This is a genomic window from Streptomyces sp. NPDC012769, from assembly GCF_042901205.1.
In the GTDB taxonomy this organism is placed as follows: domain Bacteria; phylum Actinomycetota; class Actinomycetes; order Streptomycetales; family Streptomycetaceae; genus Streptomyces.
Genome location: NZ_JBIBCP010000007.1, coordinates 320,539 through 339,554 on the forward strand (window position 1 = coordinate 320,539; position 19,016 = coordinate 339,554).

18 protein-coding genes and 1 tRNA gene are annotated in these 19,016 nt (G+C 72.1%); 11 read left to right on the forward strand and 8 right to left on the reverse strand.

Annotated elements, in window-relative coordinates; all coding sequences use genetic code 11:
• Positions 1-45: 45 nt before the first annotated feature.
• Positions 46-133, forward strand: a tRNA-Leu gene (locus ACFY7C_RS32685).
• A 77-nt stretch (positions 134-210) separates the two neighbouring features.
• The gene (locus ACFY7C_RS32690) at positions 211-1,137 is read left to right on the forward strand and encodes an RluA family pseudouridine synthase (RefSeq protein ID WP_389657743.1); all 927 of its coding nucleotides are present in this window, start codon (positions 211-213) and stop codon (positions 1,135-1,137) included.
• A gap of 2 nt (positions 1,138-1,139) precedes the next feature.
• Here ACFY7C_RS32690 and ACFY7C_RS32695 read toward each other — a convergent pair whose 3' ends face one another.
• The 4 genes from ACFY7C_RS32695 to ACFY7C_RS32710 form a co-directional block, all read right to left on the reverse strand.
• Positions 1,140-1,769: an MBL fold metallo-hydrolase gene (locus ACFY7C_RS32695; RefSeq protein WP_389657746.1), complete on the reverse strand. Its 630-nt coding sequence runs from the start codon at positions 1,767-1,769 to the stop codon at positions 1,140-1,142.
• Positions 1,769-2,854, reverse strand: a complete 1,086-nt coding sequence (locus ACFY7C_RS32700) for an S-(hydroxymethyl)mycothiol dehydrogenase (protein ID WP_389657749.1) — start codon at positions 2,852-2,854, stop codon at positions 1,769-1,771. The genes ACFY7C_RS32695 and ACFY7C_RS32700 overlap by 1 nt, the downstream gene beginning before the upstream one ends.
• 152 nt (positions 2,855-3,006) lie before the next feature.
• A complete protein-coding gene (locus tag ACFY7C_RS32705; protein WP_389657752.1) occupies positions 3,007-4,476 on the reverse strand; it encodes an amino acid permease in 1,470 nt (489 codons plus the stop codon).
• A 197-nt stretch (positions 4,477-4,673) separates the two neighbouring features.
• The gene (locus ACFY7C_RS32710) at positions 4,674-5,375 is read right to left on the reverse strand and encodes a FadR/GntR family transcriptional regulator (protein WP_389657755.1); all 702 of its coding nucleotides are present in this window, start codon (positions 5,373-5,375) and stop codon (positions 4,674-4,676) included.
• A gap of 222 nt (positions 5,376-5,597) precedes the next feature.
• Between ACFY7C_RS32710 and ACFY7C_RS32715 the strand changes: the two genes are divergently transcribed.
• The gene (locus ACFY7C_RS32715; protein ID WP_389657758.1) at positions 5,598-6,110 is read left to right on the forward strand and encodes a gluconokinase; all 513 of its coding nucleotides are present in this window, start codon (positions 5,598-5,600) and stop codon (positions 6,108-6,110) included.
• Between the two features lie 56 nt (positions 6,111-6,166).
• Complete coding sequence (locus tag ACFY7C_RS32720; RefSeq protein WP_389657761.1) at positions 6,167-7,564, forward strand: gluconate:H+ symporter; 1,398 nt, start codon at positions 6,167-6,169, stop codon at positions 7,562-7,564.
• Positions 7,565-7,609: 45 nt separating this feature from the next.
• Here ACFY7C_RS32720 and ACFY7C_RS32725 read toward each other — a convergent pair whose 3' ends face one another.
• Genes ACFY7C_RS32725 through ACFY7C_RS32735 form a run of 3 tightly spaced genes read right to left on the reverse strand, consistent with a single transcriptional unit; the run spans position 7,610 to position 13,120 of the window.
• Positions 7,610-10,987, reverse strand: coding sequence for a HEAT repeat domain-containing protein (locus ACFY7C_RS32725; protein WP_389657764.1), 3,378 nt, complete (start codon positions 10,985-10,987; stop codon positions 7,610-7,612).
• Entirely contained in the window at positions 10,984-11,409 is a 426-nt protein-coding gene (locus ACFY7C_RS32730; protein WP_389657767.1) for a hypothetical protein, read from the reverse strand. The genes ACFY7C_RS32725 and ACFY7C_RS32730 overlap by 4 nt, the downstream gene beginning before the upstream one ends.
• A 46-nt stretch (positions 11,410-11,455) precedes the next feature.
• On the reverse strand, positions 11,456-13,120 hold the full coding sequence (locus ACFY7C_RS32735; RefSeq protein WP_389657770.1) for an FAD-binding dehydrogenase: 1,665 nt from the start codon (positions 13,118-13,120) through the stop codon (positions 11,456-11,458).
• A gap of 104 nt (positions 13,121-13,224) precedes the next feature.
• Here ACFY7C_RS32735 and ACFY7C_RS32740 point away from each other — a divergent pair, with 104 nt between their 5' ends.
• From ACFY7C_RS32740 to ACFY7C_RS32770, 7 genes are all read left to right on the forward strand, one after another.
• Entirely contained in the window at positions 13,225-13,854 is a 630-nt protein-coding gene (locus ACFY7C_RS32740) for a TetR/AcrR family transcriptional regulator (protein WP_389657773.1), read from the forward strand.
• 29 nt (positions 13,855-13,883) lie between these two features.
• Positions 13,884-14,648 (forward strand): glucose 1-dehydrogenase, encoded by a 765-nt coding sequence (locus ACFY7C_RS32745; RefSeq protein ID WP_389657775.1) that lies wholly within the window; start codon positions 13,884-13,886, stop codon positions 14,646-14,648.
• An 81-nt stretch (positions 14,649-14,729) separates the two neighbouring features.
• Entirely contained in the window at positions 14,730-15,278 is a 549-nt protein-coding gene (locus ACFY7C_RS32750) for an NUDIX hydrolase (RefSeq protein WP_389657778.1), read from the forward strand.
• Positions 15,279-15,376: 98 nt separating this feature from the next.
• Positions 15,377-15,772, forward strand: coding sequence for a YidH family protein (locus tag ACFY7C_RS32755; RefSeq protein WP_389657781.1), 396 nt, complete (start codon positions 15,377-15,379; stop codon positions 15,770-15,772).
• The gene (locus tag ACFY7C_RS32760) at positions 15,769-16,167 is read left to right on the forward strand and encodes a DUF202 domain-containing protein (RefSeq protein WP_389657784.1); all 399 of its coding nucleotides are present in this window, start codon (positions 15,769-15,771) and stop codon (positions 16,165-16,167) included. The genes ACFY7C_RS32755 and ACFY7C_RS32760 overlap by 4 nt, the downstream gene beginning before the upstream one ends.
• 94 nt (positions 16,168-16,261) lie before the next feature.
• Complete coding sequence (locus tag ACFY7C_RS32765) at positions 16,262-16,561, forward strand: hypothetical protein (protein WP_389657787.1); 300 nt, start codon at positions 16,262-16,264, stop codon at positions 16,559-16,561.
• A 111-nt stretch (positions 16,562-16,672) separates the two neighbouring features.
• Complete coding sequence (locus ACFY7C_RS32770; protein WP_389657790.1) at positions 16,673-17,611, forward strand: MBL fold metallo-hydrolase; 939 nt, start codon at positions 16,673-16,675, stop codon at positions 17,609-17,611.
• A gap of 45 nt (positions 17,612-17,656) precedes the next feature.
• Here ACFY7C_RS32770 and ACFY7C_RS32775 read toward each other — a convergent pair whose 3' ends face one another.
• On the reverse strand, positions 17,657-18,949 hold the full coding sequence (locus ACFY7C_RS32775; RefSeq protein ID WP_389657793.1) for an enolase C-terminal domain-like protein: 1,293 nt from the start codon (positions 18,947-18,949) through the stop codon (positions 17,657-17,659).
• Between the last annotated feature and the right edge of the window lie 67 nt (positions 18,950-19,016).

Genomic DNA, 19,016 nt, shown 5'->3' on the forward strand with positions numbered 1-19,016 from the left:
GTTTTCCTCGTCGGAAGGGCCGAGCGCCACGAAGACATGACACCTGTCCGGGTGGCGGAATGGCAGACGCGCTAGCTTGAGGTGCTAGTGCCCTTTATCGGGCGTGGGGGTTCAAGTCCCCCCTCGGACACCAGCGAAGGACCCCACATCTCGTGGGGTCCTTCTTGTTTGCCGCCGGTGGTGGTGGCCCAGGGCATGACGGTAGGACCGGTGAGACGCAGAACGAAGGCTCCCGCCTCTCCCCTCCCCCAGCGGGACGGGATCGACGCGGTGCGGGTACGGCTTCCCGAGGATCCCGGTGGGGTGTGGGCGACCGTCGGGGAGCATCTGCGGGACCGGTACGCCGGGGCGGTCGGGGCCGGGCGGGTCGAGGAGATGCTGCGGGACGGGCTGTTCGTGGGGGTGGACGGGCCGGTCGGTGGTGACGAGCCGTACGCGGCGGGGCGCTGGCTGTGGTTCCACCGGGAGTTTCCGGTGGAGGAGCGGGTGCCGTTCGAGGTCGGGGTGGTGTACCGGGACGAGCGGATCGTGGTGGCGGACAAGCCGCACTTCCTGGCGACGATGCCGCGCGGCCGGCATGTGACGGAGACGGCGCTCGCGCGGTTGCGGCGGGAGCTGGGGCTGCCCGCGTTGCAGCCGGCGCACCGGCTGGACCGGCTGACGGCGGGGCTTGTGCTGTTCGTCGTACGGCCGGAGGACCGGGGGGCGTACCAGACGCTCTTCCGGGACCGGCGGGTGCGCAAGGAGTACGAGGCGGTGGCGGCGTACGACGCCGGGGTGGCGCTGCCGGTGACGGTGCGCAGCCGGATCGAGAAGGAGCGCGGGGTGATGGCCGCCCGGGAGGTGCCGGGCGAGCCGAACGCCGAGAGCCGGGTCGAGCTGCTCGGGCACGCGGGTGGGCTCGGGCGGTACCGGCTGGTGCCGGAGACCGGGCGGACGCATCAGCTGCGGGTGCACATGAACGCGCTGGGGCTGCCGATCCTGCACGATCCGGTGTATCCGGTCGTGCGGGAGGACGGGCCGGAGGACTTCGGGCGGCCGCTGCAGCTGCTGGCGCGGACGCTGGGGTTCACCGACCCGTTCTCGGGCGAGGAGCGGCGGTTCGAGAGCCGGCTGTCGCTCAGTGGCCTCGCTTGAGCTCAGTGGCCCCGCTTGAGCCATTCCTCCAGGTGCGGGGCCTCGGCGCCGATGGTGGTCGGGTCGCCGTGGCCGGTGCGGACGACCGTCGTGGGTGGCAGGGCGAGGAGCTTGGTCCGGATCGAGTCGATGATGGTCGGGAAGTCGGAGTAGGACCGGCCGGTCGCGCCCGGGCCGCCCTGGAAGAGGGTGTCCCCGGTGAAGACGGTGCCGAGGTCGGGGGCGTACAGGCAGACGGCGCCGGGGGCGTGGCCGGGCGTGTGCAGGACGTGCAGGTCGGTCCCGGCGATGGTGAGGACCTGGCCGTCGGCGAGGTCTCCGTCGGGGGTGTGGTCGGGGTGGGTCAGCTTCCACAGCGGCTGGTCGGCGGGGTGCAGCAGGATCCGGGCGCCGGTGGCGGCGGCGAGGGCGGGGGCCGCGCCGATGTGGTCGTCGTGGGCGTGGGTGCAGACGATGGCGCGCAGGGTGCGGCCGTCGAGGGCGGCGAGGACGGCCCCGGCGTCGTGGGCGGCGTCGATGACGATCGCCTCGGTGTCGTCGCCGACGAGCCAGACGTTGTTGTCGACGTCCCAGGTGCCGCCGTCGAGGCTGAAGGTGCCGGAGGTGACCAGGTGGTCGATGCGGGCGGCCATCAGAGGATCACCACCGAACGCAGGACGTCGCCCTCGTGCATGCGGACGAAGGCCTTCTCGACGTCGCCGAGCCCGATGGTCTCGGTGACGAAGGCACCGAGGTCGATGCGGCCCTGCTGGTGCAGGTCGATGAGCATCGGGAAGTCGCGGGAGGGCAGGCAGTCGCCGTACCAGGAGGACTTGAGCGCGCCGCCGCGGCCGAAGACGTCGAGGAGCGGGAGTTCGAGCGTCATCTCGGGGGTGGGCACGCCGACGAGGACGACGGTGCCGGCGAGGTCGCGGGCGTAGAAGGCCTGTTGGTACGTCTCGGGGCGGCCGACGGCCTCGATGACCACGTCGGCGCCGAAGCCGCCGGTGAGGTCTCGGATGGCCTCGACGGGGTCGGTGGTGCGGGAGTTCACGGTGTGGGTGGCGCCCATCTGCCGGGCCTTGTCGAGCTTGCGGTCGTCGATGTCGACGGCGATGATCCGGGCGGCTCCGGCGAGGCGGGAGCCGACGATCGCCGCGTCGCCGACGCCGCCGCAGCCGATGACGGCGACGCTGTCGCCCCGGCCGACGTCGCCGGTGTTGAGGGCGGCGCCGATGCCGGCCATCACGCCGCAGCCGAGGAGGCCGGCGATCTCGGGGGCGACGGCCGGGTCGACCTTGGTGCACTGGCCGGCGGCGACGAGGGTCTTCTCGGCGAAGGCGCCGATGCCGAGGGCGGGGGCGAGCTCCCGGCCGTCCGTCAGGCTCATCTTCTGACGCGCGTTGTGGGTGGCGAAGCAGTACCAGGGGCGGCCGCGCAGGCAGGCCCGGCACTGGCCGCACACGGCGCGCCAGTTGAGGATCACGAAGTCGCCGGGGGCAACGTCGGTGACGCCCGCGCCGACGGACTCGACGACTCCGGCGGCCTCGTGGCCGAGGAGGAAGGGGAAGTCGTCGTTGATCCCGCCCTGTTTGTAGTGGAGGTCGGTGTGGCAGACCCCGCAGGCCTGGATCTTCACCACCGCCTCGCCGGGCCCCGGGTCGGGGATCACGATCGTCTCGACCCGTACGGGTTCGTTCCGGCCGGGGGCGACGACCCCCTGGACGTGCTGCGGCATGGCGAGCTTCCCTTCTCCGACGGTGTCTGGGCGGTCAGGCTCTGTAAGGATCTTGCGTACCACTGTCTCCTGACCAAACGCGAGACCCCCGCGGTTCGTGCCTGCGGGGGTCTCGCTCTTCCCGTGGGGGGAAGCGGAGGGGTGGGGCGGGGTCAGTCCTGGCGGGCGTCCTGGGTGGCGCGGACCCGGCCACGGACCAGGAACCATCCGCCGACGAGGGCGGCGGCGATCAGCGGCAGGCAGTTGACCGTGGTGCGGCCCACTCCGCCGTCCAGCCACATCAGGACGACGACGGCGGCGAGGAAGACCAGCGTGACGATCTGGGTGTACGGGGCCCAGGGCAGCTGGTAGGCGGGCCGGGTGAGCTTGCCCTCCTTGGAGCGGCGCACGAAGAGCAGCGAGCAGACCATGATCATCGCCCAGGTGCCGATGATGCCGATGGAGGCGAAGTTCAGCACCAGCTCGAAGGCGTCCTCGGGCATCACGTAGTTGAGGAAGACGCCGGCGACGCCGAAGGCCGCGGTGAGCAGGATGCCGCCGTAGGGGACGCCGCCCTTGTTCATGACGCCGGTGAACTTGGGCGCGGAGCCGGCCAGCGACATGGAGCGCAGGATGCGGCCGGTGGAGTAGAGGCCGGAGTTGAGGCTGGAGAGGGCGGCGGTGAGGACGACGAGGTTCATCACGCCGGCGGCGCCGGGGATGCCGAGCTTGTCGAAGACGGTGACGAAGGGGCTCTGGTCGCCGGAGTACGCGGTGTACGGGAGGATCAGCGCGAGCAGGATGACCGAGCCGACGTAGAACAGGCCGACGCGCCACATGATCGAGTTGATCGCCTTGGGCATGATCTTCTCGGGGTTCTCGGTCTCGCCGGCGGCTACACCGCACAGCTCGACGGAGGCGTAGGCGAAGACGACGCCCTGGATCAGCAGCAGCATCGGCATGACGCCGTTGGGGAAGATGCCGCCGTTCTCGGTGATGTTGGCGAATCCCGGGGTGTGGCCGCCGACGTCGTGGGAGGTCACGACGAGGAAGATGCCGACGATCATGAAGGCGACGAGCGCGGCGACCTTGATGATCGCGAACCAGAACTCCATCTCGCCGAAGTACTTCACGGAGATGAGGTTGGCGGCGAGGACGACCGCGAGGGCGATCAGGGCGAGGATCCACTGCGGGACGTCGCTGAACATCGCCCAGAAGTGCGCGTAGGTGGCGGCGGCGGTGATGTCGGCGACGGCGGTGGTCGACCAGTTGAGGAAGTACAGCCAGCCGGCCGTGTAGGCGCCCTTCTCGCCCATGAACTCACGGGCGTAGGAGACGAAGGCGCCGGAGGAGGGGCGGTAGAGCACGAGCTCGCCGAGGGCCCGGACGACGAAGAAGGCGAAGACGCCGCAGACCGCGTACGCGATGAAGAGGGAGGGCCCGGCGTTGGCCATGCGGCCGCCGGCGCCGAGGAAGAGCCCGGTGCCGATGGCGCCGCCGATGGCGATCATGTTGATGTGCCGGGACTTGAGGTCCTTGCGGTATCCGGCGTCACCGGCGTCGACGTGGGCGGAAGCCTGCGACGCCGCGGGCGCCGCCTGCGTGGCGGACAGCGGGTCGGCCGCAGTGATGCGGTCACTCATGGAGTTGTTCGCCTTCGTGAGGGGGAGGGTCTGTGCGGTACCCGGCCGTGCCCTTGTGGGGCTTCCCGGCACGGCCAGCGGACATCCTCACGGCAACACCCGCTCGCTGACTGTGGCGGATGTCACTGATCGCCCGGATTTGAGCTAGTTCAGAGGTTACGCACGGGTGTACAACGTGCTACGAGGCAGCGCCCCGCTCACGGGGCGAGGACGTCGAGCTCCTTGAGCGCGCCGACGGCGATCTCGCGGGTCAGCGCCTCGGCGCGGGCGGCGTCCTTCGCCCGTACGGCCTCGGCGACCTGGACGTGGAGGGTGACGGCGGCCGGGTCGGGATCCTCGAACATCACCTGGTGGCGGGTGCGGCCGGTGAGCACCTCGGCGACCACGTCTCCGAGCCGGGCGAACATCTCGTTCCCCGAGGCATTGAGGACGACCCGGTGGAAGGCGATGTCGTGCACCAGGTACTCCTCCAGGCGACGGCCGCGCGAGGTGGCGACCATGCCGAGGGCCTCCTCGGTGAGCTCGCGGCACTGCTCGGGGGTGGCGTGCAGCGCGGCCAGACCGGCGGCGACCGGTTCGATCGCGGAACGCAGCACGGTGAGCGAGCGGAGCTGGCGGGGGCGGTCGGTGCCGGCCAGGCGCCAGCGGATGACCTGGGGGTCGTACACGTTCCAGCGCTCGGTCGGCAGCACGATGACGCCGACCCGGCGCCGGGACTCGACGAGGTGCATGGATTCCAGGACCCGTACGACCTCGCGCACCACGGTCCGGGAGACGTCGAAGCGCTCGGCGAGCTCGTCGGTGCGCAACACGCTGCCGGGCGGGTACTCCCCCGCGGTGATCGCGAGACCCAGGGTGGCGAGGACGTGCGGGTGGAGCCCCTGGGCCGGTGTCGTCATGGTGGCCAGCCTATGCGTGATCACGCAGGTGATCACACAGGACGGCCGACCGGAAAGAAAAAGTACGACTTATTTGCCACAGGCTCTTGAATACGTCGTACCCAATAGGTTTCATGAGCGCGACGGATCCGCGACGGACGGATGTCGAGGAGTTCGACGAGCCCTCCTCGGCCCCCTGTCGAGGACGTCGGAGATGTCGAAGAAGACAGCGAGGCACCCCTGATGAGCTCCACCCCCCAGGTCGTCGTCGTGATGGGCGTCGCCGGGACCGGCAAGACCACGATCGGTCCGCTGGTCGCCGAGGCGCTCGGCGTCCCCTACGCGGAGGGCGACGACTTCCACCCCGAGGCCAACGTGGCCAAGATGTCGGCCGGCGTCCCGCTCGACGACGCGGACCGCGCGCCCTGGCTCGACGCCATCGGCCGCTGGGCGCACGGCCGGGCCGGGCGCGGCGGGGTGGTGAGCAGCTCCGCGCTGAAGCGGAGCTATCGGGACCGGCTGCGTGCGGCCGCGCCCGGCGTGGTCTTCCTCCATCTCACCGGCGACCGGGAGCTCATCGAGCGTCGGATGACCGCCCGCAAGGGCCACTTCATGCCGACCGCGCTCCTCGACTCCCAGTTCGCCGCCCTGCAGCCGCTGCAGGAGGACGAGGCCGGCGTCGCCGTCGACGTCTCCGGCTCCCCCGCGGAGATCACCGCCCGGGCCGTCGCCGCGCTGCGCCGGCTCAGCGCCTGACCTCCCTCCCTCCTGCTCCCCCCTGCCCCCCGCCCCCTCACCCCCAAGGGACCACCGTGACCAGTCTCAGCGTCGAGATCCTGGCAGCGGACGCCGCCGAACCGATCACCTCGGCGGGCAACGCCCAGCTCGGCATGGCCGTCCTCGCCGGCATCGCCGTCATCGTCCTGCTCATCACCAGGTTCAAGCTGCACGCGTTCCTCGCGCTGACCATCGGCTCGCTGGCGCTCGGCGCGTTCGCCGGCGCCCCGCTCGCCGACACCATCAAGTCCTTCACCACCGGCCTCGGCAGCACCGTGGCGGGCGTGGGCGTGCTCATCGCGCTCGGCGCGATCCTCGGCAAGCTGCTGGCCGACTCGGGCGGCGCCGACCAGGTCGTCGACACGATCCTCGTGAAGGCGAGCGGACGGGCCATGCCGTGGGCGATGGTCCTGATCGCCTCCGTGATCGGTCTGCCGCTCTTCTTCGAGGTCGGGATCGTGCTGCTGATCCCGGTGGTGCTGATGGTCGCCAAGCGCGGCGACTACTCCCTGATGCGGATCGGCATCCCGGCCCTCGCCGGCCTGTCGGTCATGCACGGACTCATCCCGCCGCACCCGGGCCCGCTCGTCGCGATCGACGCGGTCGGCGCCAACCTGGGCGTCACCCTCGCCCTCGGGCTCCTCGTCTCGATACCGACCGTGATCATCGCCGGTCCGCTCTTCTCCCGGTACGCCGCCCGCTGGGTGGACGTCCCGGCCCCGGAGAAGATGATCCCCTCCCGCAACTCCGACAGCCTGGAGAAGCGGCCCGGCTTCGGCGTGACCGTCGCGACCGTGCTGCTGCCGGTCGTCCTGATGCTGGTGAAGGCACTCGTCGACATCGTCGTCGACGACCCGGAGCAGGGTCTGCAGAAGGTCACCGACGTCATCGGCTCACCGCTGATCGCGCTGCTCGCCGCGGTCGTCGTCGCCCTGTTCACCCTCGGCCGGGCGGCCGGCTTCACCAAGGAGCGGCTGTCCTCCACCGTCGAGAAGTCGCTGGCCCCCATCGCGGGCGTGCTCCTGATCGTCGGCGCGGGCGGCGGCTTCAAGCAGACGCTGATCGACATCGGCGTCGGGCAGATGATCCTCGACTTCTCCGAGGACTGGTCGATCCCCGCCCTGCTGCTCGCCTGGCTGATCGCGGTCGCGATCCGCCTCGCGACCGGCTCGGCCACGGTCGCGACCATCTCGGCGGCCGGCCTGGTGGCCCCGCTCGCCGAGGGCATGTCGACGGGCGAGGTCTCGCTGCTCGTCCTGGCGATCGGCGCGGGGTCCTTGTTCTTCAGCCATGTGAACGACGCCGGTTTCTGGCTGGTGAAGGAGTACTTCGGGATGAACGTGGGCCAGACGATCAAGACCTGGTCGGTGATGGAGACGATCATCTCCGTGGTGGGGATCGTGTTCGTGCTGTTGTTGTCGCTGGTGGTGTAGCGGGTGCGGCCTGTTCATGGGCCCGGAGGGCCGGCGGGACCGACGTCAGGTCGGGTCCTGCCGGCCCTCCGGCGCGAGTACGGCGAGCAGGGAGGTGGCGCGGGCGGCGATCGGGTCCGATTCGTGCGCGATCGCGTGGCGGAGTACGGGGAGGATGGCGGGGTCGTCGCGGCGGATGTCGGCCAGCAACGCGAAGGCGTAGGCGCGGACCGTGTCGTCGGGGTCGTGGGCGTAGCGGTCCTCGGCGAGGGCGAGCAGTGCGGGTACGTCGTCGTGGAATTCGACCAGTCGCTCGAAGGCCGCCCATCGCACGTCGGCGCTCGGGTCGGTACGGACGAGGTTGAGGGCGATCCGGGCCTCCTCGGCGAGATCGGCGTTGCGGCCGCCCCAGGCGAGGAGGAAATGAGCGAGGCTCGTACGGACGGAGTCATCGGTCTCGGCGAGCAGGCGCTCGACGAACAGTTCGGGAGCGATCCCCGCCCCTGAGGTGGCGAGTTCGCTCACGGCGTCCAGGCGACCCTCGGTGTGCGAGGCCGCACGGATGCGTTCGACGAGGAATTCCTGTGCCGCGTCGCCCTTGAGCGCCGCGAGCGTGGACAGGGCGGTCCGCCGTACCCCGGCGTCCGGATCGAGTTCCAGGAGGTGCGCCACGTGCGCGACCAGTGCGTCGTCCGGCGCCGCCGTCAGACCGAGGCAGCGCAGCGCGGCCTGCCTGACCTTGACGTCGGCGTGCGCGCAGCACTCCAGCACCAGCTCACGCACTCGGGGGACGCCAAGGGCTCGCGGTCCGAAGGTCTCGAGCGCGGCGGCGACGACGCCGGGGGACGCCTCGTTCCGCACCGTGTCCTCGGCGAGCGTCCGGAGTTCGTGATCGTCGTCACCGGGGCCCTCCTGCACGCCGCGGAACGCCCGCAGGCGCAGCTCGGGGTCCGCGCGTCGCAGGACGGAGCGGCGCATGGCGAGGCTCTGCTCCCGGTCCGAGTCCCTGACCAGGCGGTCGAAGGCGGCGCTCCGTATCCCGGGAGACGGGTCGTCGAGCGCCTGGTCCAGGAGCGCGCGCACCTCGGGGATGCGGACCGCGGCGATCGGCAGCCTCCGCATCACCTCCACCCGCACCCGCTCGTCGGCCTCCTGCGTCAAGCACTCCACCAGGAGCCGGACCGCCCAGTCCTGATCGGCCCAAGACCGGCGTAGCAGCGACGGCAGAAGCGCCTGCCGGACGGCAGGGCTCGGGTCCGACCGCAGGCAGCGCTCGAATACCTCCCGCAACTCGGGCTGCTCGTCCAGTCGGCCGGCGACCCGCATGAGCATCCGGTACCGCACTTCCCGGTGCGGACTGCGCATCGCGGTCTCCGCGGTCTCCGCCAGGAGCGGGCCCCCCTCCGCCTCGAAGCGGGAGACCAGGATGTCCGCGGCCAGTTGCCCGATCTCGTTGACGGACAAGGTCCGGTCCACCCTCCGATCGTGACGGACGGGGCGCCGGTCGTGCCACGTCGCGTACGCGTCCCACCCGCTCCAGTTCCAGCCCAGCGCCGAGAGGGCCGAGCTGAGTGCGCCCGCCTTCTCGTACGGATAGAGGAACCCCTGACCGAACTCCTCCACCTGCTCGAACAGGCAGGTGATCCTCCGCACGAGTGCCTCGCTCTGCGGCGCGAGTACGCCCAGGCGGCGCACCTCCGCGAGGGCTCGGGCGACGAAGGCCACTTCCGTGAAGGCCCGGTCGCCCTTTTCCGTGAGCGGGACGGCGATCGGTCGCGGTGCCAGCAGCCGGTCCATCACCCCGGCCACGAAGCGTTCGTCCAGCATCCCGACGAGCAGCAGCAGGATCTCCTGCCACGCCGGATCGGGGACCTTGGCCTCGAAGACGTCCTGGAGATCCTCCTCCGTCAACTCCCGGGTGTGCTCGAAGCGGTCGGCGAGGTCCGTCGCTATGAGGTATTCCAGGAAGGCGCGATGGACGAATCCGTAGATCTCGCCGCCGAAGCGGCTGAGGACGAAGTTCCGGTGGCGGAACTGGTCGAGCATGATGCGGGCCGCGGTGGCCGCGCGGTCCGGAGGGAGGGCGTAGCGGTCCCTCAGGTAGTCCTGGAAGTGCCTGACGAGGTCGGGGCCCGCGATGTGATTGCCCGCGATCCCGCCGTGGCCCTCCTGCATCCGGCGGGCGATGAGACGCAGGAGCTCCCGCTTGTCCTCGGCGGCCAGGTACGGCAGGTGTTCCTCGACCCGGCGGTCCTTCAGGTACTTGCTGGGATCCCAGTGCTCGACCAGGACGTCCACGGCGTGCTCGTACACCCGGCGCCGGTCGCGGGGCAGTTCGCGGCGGCGGCCGATGATGGCGAGGATCGTGAGGATGAGCGGGTTCCCCGCGAGTTCCCGTACGGACCGGGAGCCGTCGACGGCGGAGGTGACCCGCTCGATCAGCCTGCGGGTGCTCTGGGGGTCCTCGGGGCAGGCGACGGCGAACCACTGCCCGACGAAGGCGCCGATCTGCTCGCGGTCGAGGTCCTGGAGCATGAAGTCGGCGAACCCGGCGCCGTCGAGGACCGCGCGCTGGTAGCCGTGGCCACGCGAGGTGACGAGGAGACGGGCCTCGGGGTGGCGGGCCGCGAAGCCGGCGATGCGTCGGGTGACCGCGTCCCGGACGTCCCTCTCGAAGAGTTCGTCGAGACCGTCGAAGATCACGAGGGCTTTGCGGGGCGCTTCGCCGGTGAGCACGGAGGCGAGCAGCTCGGCCGGGAGGCCGAGGCCCTCCGTCTCGTACAGGTGGGCGAGGTAGTCCTCGAAACTCCGCTCACGCCAGGCGGCCTGCGCGTAATCGCGGAGCTCCAGGATCAACGGCAGCCGGCCGTGCAGCGGCTCCAGGCCCGGCACGGGGTCCGGGGCGGTCAGGGCCAGCGCCAGGTAGCGGGACAGGGTGGACTTGCCCGAGCCGGGGTTGCCGAGGAGGACGACGTGGTCGTTCTCCGGAGCGGTCAGGACGTCGAGGACCGGTTGCGGCGGCCGCTGCCGGTACGCCTGACGGGCCCGTTCGACCGTCTCCCGGTCGACACCCGGCGGCAGTTCATGGAGCTCGGCGTCGGTGGATTCCTTGAGCCTGCGCAGCAGTTCCAGTGGCAGCTCGACGGGCGGAGGATCGGCTCGTACGGACTGGGGGACGAAGACGTCTCGCAGGGGGACGGCAGGATGCTCGTCCTGGTCTCGGAGGGGAGTGAGGACCTCCAGGTCGAGGCGGCCGTAGCGCTGGCGCACGCGGGTGGCGTAGCGGGCGACGGCCTCGTCGAAGTCCGCTGGAGGCGGCGGGGGTTCGTCCCCCAGGTAGACGGGTCCGGCGTCTCTGATCATGATGATGTCGCGGGCCGCGGTGGCGCCCTCGGCGGTCTGGGTGCCGGGGTCTCGCAGCCAGCGCTTGAACAGCCCCCTCATGACGTGGGCGTCTCCGGCCGGATCCGCACCGAGCCGTCGACCCCGTCGATCTGTGTCAGGTCGCCTCCGGTACGGGCGCCCTGGGCCGACTGCGCGCCGCCGCCCTGTCCGGGTGCCGGAGCCGACGCGGGGCCGGGGGCAGGGGCGTTGCCGGCCGGGCCGCCGGTCGTGATGACCACGTCGCCGCTGACCCCGCGGATCTGGCGCAGCGCTCCCCCCGCGACGGCCCCGTCCGCCGACTGCGCGGGCCCGCGGCCGACCATGCCGGCCAGCGCCAGCGCGAAGCCGGCCACCGTGAAGAAGAGGCTGAGCACGCTGCTCCACTTGTCGGCCGCGTCGAGGCCGCGCAGGGTGAGGAAGACCGCGAGGCCGCCCAGCGCGAGGACGGTGCCAACGGCCAGGAACCACAAGCGTTTTGTCACCGGTCCATCTTGCCCCGCCGCCCGCCCCGCCGTCAGCCCACCGCCGTCAGCCCACCGCCTCCGCCGCCGCCCGCCCCGCCGCGCGGCCCGAGAAGAGGCAGCCGCCGAGGAAGGTGCCTTCGAGGGAGCGGTAGCCGTGGACGCCGCCGCCGCCGAAGCCGGCCGCCTCCCCCGCCGCGTACACGCCCGGCAGCGGCTCGCCGGAGCCGTCGAGCACCCGGGAGGAGAGGTCGGTCTCCAGGCCGCCGAGGGACTTGCGGGTGAGGATGTTCAGGCGGACGGCGATCAGCGGCCCGGCCTTGGGGTCGAGGACGCGGTGCGGGGCGGCCGTGCGGATCAGTTTGTCGCCCAGGTAGCGGCGGGCCCCGCGGATCGCCATGATCTGGAGGTCCTTGGTGAAGGGGTTGGCGATCTCGCGGTCGCGGGCGGTGATCTCCCGGCGCAGCGCGGCCTCGTCGATCAGGTCCTCACCGGTGATCCGGTTCATGCCGCGGACGAGGGCGGCGAGGTCGTGTTCGACGACGAAGTCGGCGCCCTTGTCCATGAAGGCCTTGACCGGTCCGGGGACGTCGGCGCGGGCGCGCACGAGGACGTCGCGGACGGACTTGCCGGTGAGGTCGGGGTTCTGCTCGGAGCCGGAGAGCGCGAACTCCTTGCCGATGATCTTCTGGTCGAGCACGAACCAGGTGTGGTCGTGGCCGGTCCTCATGATGTGTTCGAGGGTGCCGAGGGTGTCGAAGCCCGGGAAGAGCGGTACGGGCAGCCGCTTGCCGGTCGCGTCGAGCCAGAGGGAGGACGGCCCGGGCAGGATGCGGATGCCGTGGCGGGCCCATATGGGGTTCCAGTTCTCTATGCCCTCCGTGTAGTGCCACATACGGTCGCGGTTGATGTGGTGGGCCCCGGCGTCCTCGGCGATGCCGAGCATCAGGCCGTCGACGTGGGCGGGGACGCCGGAGAGCATGCGGGCGGGCGGGGTGCCGAGGCGTTCGGGCCACTGCTCGCGCACCAGGTCGTGGTTGCCGCCGATGCCGCCGGAGGTGACGATCACGGCCTGCGCCCGGTAGGAGAAGGTGCCGGTGACCTCGCGGCCGCTGGCCGTGCCGCGCGGCACGTCGGAGGGGGCGAGGACCTCGCCGGTCACGGTGTCGACCGCGCCGGCGGTCCGGGCGAGGCCGGTCACCCGGTGGCGGAAGCGGAAGCGGACCAGGCCGCGGGCGGCGCCCTCGCGCACCCGGCGCTCGAAGGGGGCGACGAGGCCGGGCCCGGTGCCCCAGGTGATGTGGAAGCGCGGCACGGAGTTGCCGTGCCCGTTGGCGTCGTAGCCGCCGCGCTCGGCCCAGCCGACGACCGGGAAGAAGCGGACCCCGAGGCCGTGCAGCCAGGCGCGCTTCTCGCCGGCCGCGAAGTCGACGTAGGCCTCGGCCCACCTGCGGGGCCAGGCGTCCTCGGGCCGGTCGAAACCGGCGGTGCCGAGCCAGTCCTGGAGGGCGAGGGCGTGGCTGTCGCGGATGCGCATCCGGCGCTGTTCGGGCGAGTCGACGAGGAACAGTCCGCCGAAGGACCAGTGGGCCTGGCCGCCGATCGACTGCTCGGGTTCCTGGTCGAGCAGGATGACCGACCGGCCCGCGTCGACCAGCTCGGCGGTGGCGACGAGACCGGCGAGGCCGGCCCCGATCACGATGACATCGGCGTCGTACGACTCATGAGGCATGGACCGCATCTTCGATACACCGGTGTATCGAGTCAACGGTCGGGCGGTGCGGAACCGTCTTCGTGTTCGCTCCGTTTTCTAATGTCGAGCATTAATATGACCGCATGGCAAGGACATCGGGACCCGACACCCGGGAGAAACTGATCCGCGCCGCCGAGCAGGTCTTCGCCGCCCAGGGCGTCGACGGCGCCCAGCTGCGGGACGTCGTGACCCTCGCCGGACAGGGCAATCCCTCCGCCGTGCAGTACCACTTCGGCTCCCGGACCGGGCTGCTCGACGCCGTGATGGCCGCCCGCCAGCTCCGCACCGAACAGGTCCTCTCCCCGCTGCTCGACGCGGCACCCGACGACACCCACGCCCTGATCGGCGCGCTCGTCACGGCGGAGGCGACCGAGCTGCGCACCGACCGGGGGCGGCGCTGCCTGCGCATCTCGGCACAGCTCAGCCACGAGAGCGGGATCCGCACCCGCACCCCGCACCCGACACTGGCCGGCACCCGCTACTGGCGGCTGATCGAGCGGGTGGAGGCCTGTCTGGCCGCCGACGGTCTGCCCGGTCCGCTGCGCCTGGAGCGGATCGACCTGGCGCTGACGGTCGTGGGTGCGGCGATGGCGGACCGGGCCAGGCAGTACCTCGACGGCAGCGAACCCCTCACGAGCGAGGCGCTCTTCCTCGCCGACCTGATCGAGACCACCACCGCGCTTCTCCGGGCGGCACCGCCCCGGAGCGTCTGACTCCCAGAAGGCCCCCGAAAGGACCCTCCATGAACGACCTCACCGGCAAGACCGTCCTGATCACCGGCGGCGCCCGCGGTCTCGGCGCCGAGGCCGCCCGCCAGGCCGTGGCCGCCGGCGCGAACGTCGTGATCACCGACGTCCTGGAGGAGGAGGGCAGGGCCACCGCGGCCGAGCTGGGCGAGCGGGCCCGCTTCCTCCGCCACGACGTGAGCTCGGAGGAGGAGTGGGCCGCGGCCGTCGCGTACGCGGTCGAGGAGTTCGGCGCCCTGCACGGTCTCGTGAACAATGCCGGCATCGCGACCGGCGCCTTCCTGGAGACCGAGTCCGTCGAGCACTTCCGCAAGGTCCTCGACGTCAACCTGACCGGCGTCTTCATCGGCATGAAGACCGCCATACCCGTCCTGAAGGAGGCGGGCGGCGGCTCGATCGTCAACATCTCCTCCGCCGCGGGCCTGATGGGCCTGGCGCTGACCGCCGGCTACGGCGCCTCCAAGTGGGGCGTGCGGGGGCTGACGAAGATCGGCGCGGTGGAGCTCGGCGCCTCCCGGATTCGCGTCAACTCGGTCCACCCGGGCATGACGTACACGCCGATGACCGCCTCCGTCGGCATCGAGAAGGGCGAGGGCAGGTACCCCAACACGCCGATGGGCCGGGTCGGAGAGGCGCACGAGATCGCGGGCGCGGTCGTCTTCCTGCTCTCGGACGCCGCCTCGTACGTGACGGGTGCGGAGCTGGCGGTGGACGGCGGCTGGACCACCGGCCCGACGGTGAAGTACGTCATGGGGCAGTGAGCACGCCGGGAGACCTGCGGGGCAGGGAGATTCGCCGGGACGGGGGACCTGCCGGGACGGGGGACCTGCTTGGATGGCGGCATGAGCGCCGCTGACGAACTGATCGACGTCGTCGACGAGGACGACCGGGTGACCGGACAGCTCCCGCGCGGTGAGGTGTACGCGCGGGGCCTGATCCACCGCTGCGCCTTCATCCAGGTCCGGGACGCGCAGGGCAGGGTCTTCGTCCACCGCAGGACCCCCACGAAGCTGGTCTACCCCTCCCTGTACGACATGTTCGTCGGCGGGGTCGTCGGCGCGGGCGAGTCCTACGACGACGCCGCGCTGCGCGAGGCCGAGGAGGAGCTCGGCGTCTCCGGTCTGCCGAGGCCGGTGCCGCTGCTGAAGTTCCTGTACGACTCCGGGGGCGTCGCCGGCAAGTGGTGGTCGGCCGTGTACGAGGTGCGGTGCGACCTGCCGGTGGACCCGCAGGTGGAGGAGGTGGCCTGGCACGCCTTCCTGCCGGAGGAGGAGCTCGCGGCCCGGCTCGACGAGTGGGAGTGGGTGCCGGACGGCCTCGCCGCGTACGAACGGCTGCGCGCGCGGCGGTCGGACCGAGCGACGGCCGGGCCGAGCGGCTCGCCGGGCTGAGCGGAGGCCGGGCCGAGCGGCGGGGTATCCGGGACATCGGGGGACGGCGTCCGGGACGGATCGGGGGCGGGCGTCGGCCCGGCGGATAGGGTTCCGGCGTGAGCGACTTCGTACAGAGCCTGCGGCTGTGGTTCGCGCCGCGGCGCCTCCGGGAGGAGGGCGAGACCCCCGACTACCGGTTCTCCCTGGCCAACGAGCGGACCTTCCTCGCGTGGATCAGGACCGCGCTCGCGCTGATCGGTGGCGGTTTCGCCGTGGACCAGTTCCTGCCGGACCTGCGCTGGGGCGTGCGGGTCGGCCTGGCGCTCGCACTGCTCGCGGCCGGTGTGCTGTGCGCGCTGCGCGCGGTGAACCACTGGGTGCGCTGCGAGCGGGCCATGCGCCGGGGGGAGGACCTGCCCGTCTCGCGCTTCCCGACCGTGCTGAGCCTGGCGGTGGCGGTGGTCGCGCTCGCGATGGTGGTGGTCGTGGTCTTCGGCTGGACCGGGCGGTGAGCGGGACCGGGTCCGGGGCGGAGTCCGGGTCCGGGGCGGAGTCCGGGTCCGGGGCGGGATCGTACGGAGCGCGGCCCGGTGCCGGGGCTGCGGACCGGGACCCGGGGCTCCAGCCCGAGCGGACCCGGCTCGCCTGGCGGCGGACGACGCTGTCGTGCACGGTGGTGGCGGTCCTCGCCGGCAAACAGGCCATCCACGACGGGGTGACGGCCACCGGACTCGTGGCGGCGGGCCTGTCGGCCCTGGTCTGGGTCGGGTTCCTGGCGGTCGGGCACCGCCGCATCCAGTCGCTGGGCGCGACGGCCCGGCCGCTGCCGCTGTCGCACCGGGGCGCGCTGCTCGCGGCGGTGTGCACGGTGGCGTTCGCGGGCTTCGCGGTCGCGGTCGTGCTCTGAGCGCCGCCCCTCGGCATCCGCGCCCCACACTCTGAAGAAACGAACATTCCGGGCTAGCCTGGAACGGTCACCCTCCCCTCACAGAGGTGATGTCATGACCCTTCCGCACCACGAGCACCCGGCCTCCCACGCGCACTCCCACGGCCCGTCGTGCGGCCACGCCGCCGTTCCGCACCGGGACCATGTCGACTACGCCCACGACGGGCACCTGCACCGCGAGCACGCCGGACACTGGGACGAGTGCGAGCCCAGCTCCCACGTGGCGCACACCCACCCCGACCACACGCACGGGCCCGGCTGCGGACACCTCGGCGTCGTGCACGGCGACCACGTCGACTACGCGCACGACGGGCACCGGCACGCGGCGCACGGCAACCACTGGGACGACCACTGAAGGGGCGAGCTCTGACGAGGCGACCACCGACGGGGCGGTGAACTTCCCCCGGGCGGCGGCCGACTGGCACGCTTCCCCTGTCACGTCGGCCTCTCATCCGGGGGATCACCTGTGCCCGCCACCGATCCGTATGTGGTCGCGCTCGCGCCGAACGTCCATGCCTTCGTCCAGCCGGACGGTGGCTGGTGCCTGAACAACGCCGGGTTCGTGGGCGCGGGCGGTGACGGCGACGGCGACGGCGTCAGCGGCGAGACGCTGCTCGTCGACACCGCCGCCACCGAACGCCGGGCCCGGTTGCTGCGCGAGGCCGTGCTCGACGCGGGGCTCGCGCCGCCCCGCACCATCGTCTCCACGCACCACCACGGCGACCACACCTACGGCAACGGGGTGTTCCTGCCGGAGGCCCGGATCGTCGGGCACGAGAACTGCCGGGCCGAACAGCTGGCCGCCGGGCACCAGCTCCATCTGCTGTGGCCGCGGACCGACTTCGGCCGGGTGGAGATCCTGCCGCCGCACCTCACCTACCGGGACCGGCTGACGCTGTACGTCGGTGAGACCGAGGTGCGGGTGATCCACCCGGGTCCCGCGCACACCACGGGCGACTCGATCGTCCATCTCCCGGCGCAGGGCGTGGTGTTCACCGGCGACCTGGTCTTCCACGGCGGCACGCCGTTCCTGCCGATGGGCTCGCTGGCCGGCTCGCTGCGCGCGCTCGACCTGCTGCGGTCGCTCGATGCGCCCACGGTGGTCCCCGGGCACGGCCCGGTCACCGACCCCTCCGCGTACGACGCGACCGAGCGCTATCTGCGCTGGGTGCGGGAGCTGGCGGCCGAGGGCCACGCCAAGGGCGCGACGCCTCTGGAGACCGCGCGCCAGGCGGAGCTGGGCGAGTTCGCCGCGTGGCGGGAGAGCGAGCGCCTGGTCGCCAACCTGCACCGGGCGTACGCGGAGCTGGACGGCCTGCCGGAGGGCCATCCGCTGGACCCGGCAGCGGTGTTCGGGGACATGGCCGCGATGAACGGCGGGGTCCCGGTGGCCTGTCACGCGTAGCACCACCCTCAAGCACCGATCCCGCTCCGAGCCCCGCGTGCGCCGCTACCACCTCGCCGGCGTCCACGCCGGGTCCGCCTCCCGCATCGCCGCCGCGTCGTCGCGGTCGCGCATCCGGCCGTCGTCCTCTGCCCACCGGCGGTGCAGGTCGGCGAGCCGGTCGCGGTCGAGGGTGATGCCGAGGCCGGGTGCGTCGGAGACGGCGAGGCGGCCGGAGCGGAACTCCGGGGCGGTGGTGACGACGTCCTCGGACTGCCACGGATAGTGGGTGTCGCAGGCGTGGTCGAGCCGCGGCAGGGTCGCGGCGACCTGGGTCATGGCGGCGAGGCTGATGCCCAGGTGGGTGTTGGAGTGCATGGAGAGCCCGATGCCGTGGGTGCGGCAGAGCGCGGCGAGTTCGCGGGTGCGGTGCAGCCCGCCCCAGTAGTGGTGGTCGCAGAGCACGATCCGTACCGCGCCCCGCGCGAAGGCCTCCGGCGCCTCCTCGAAGGTCGTCACGCACATGTTGGTGGCGAGCGGCACCTCCGTACCGGCGGCGACCCGTGCCATCGCCTCCGTACCGGTGGCCGGGTCCTCCAGGTATTCGAGGACGTCGCCGAGTTCGCGGGCGACGGCGAGGGAGGTGTCGACGGACCAGGCGCCGTTGGGGTCCAGGCGCAGCGGGCGGCCCGGGAACTCCTTCGCCAGGGCGCGGATCGCGGCGATCTCCCGCTCGGGCTCGAAGACGCCGCCCTTGAGCTTGAACGAGCGGAAGCCGTGGGCGCGGTCGAAGCGGCGGGCCTGCTCGACGATGCCGGCCGGGTCGAGCGCCTCGCCCCAGGGGTCGGCGGGGTCGGCCGCGGCGCCGGGGTGGGCGGCCCATCGGTAGAAGAGGTACGCGCTGTACTCGACCTCGTCGCGGACCCTGCCGCCGAGCAGGGCGTGGACGGGCAGCCCGAGGGTCTTGCCGAGGGCGTCCAGGCAGGCGGTCTCGACGGCGGAGACGACGGAGAGGCGGAGCTTTTCGGCGGTCTGGGCTCCGCGCAGGCCGCCGGCGTCGACCCGGTCGTCCACTCCGCCGGCCGTGGCCGGATCGCAGACCTCGGCGGCCAGCGCGAACAGGCGGTTCACGTCCGTGACCGAGTGGCCGGGCAGAGCCTCTGCCAGCGGCCGGGCCAGGTCCAGGTATCCCGTATCGCCGTAGGTCTCGCCGAGACCGGTGACGCCTCCCGCCGTGACCACCTCCACGACCAAGCGCGGAGTGAAGGGCTGGTGCACGCCCTGGGTGTTGAGGAGGGGCGGGTCCTTGATGAGGACGGGGGTCAGCCGGACCTGGTCGATGCGCAGCGCTGAATCCATATGTGAACCCTATTCATCCAGCGAGACCGGGCACCAGAGGCGGGCGTCGACTTTCCCGGGCCCCCTG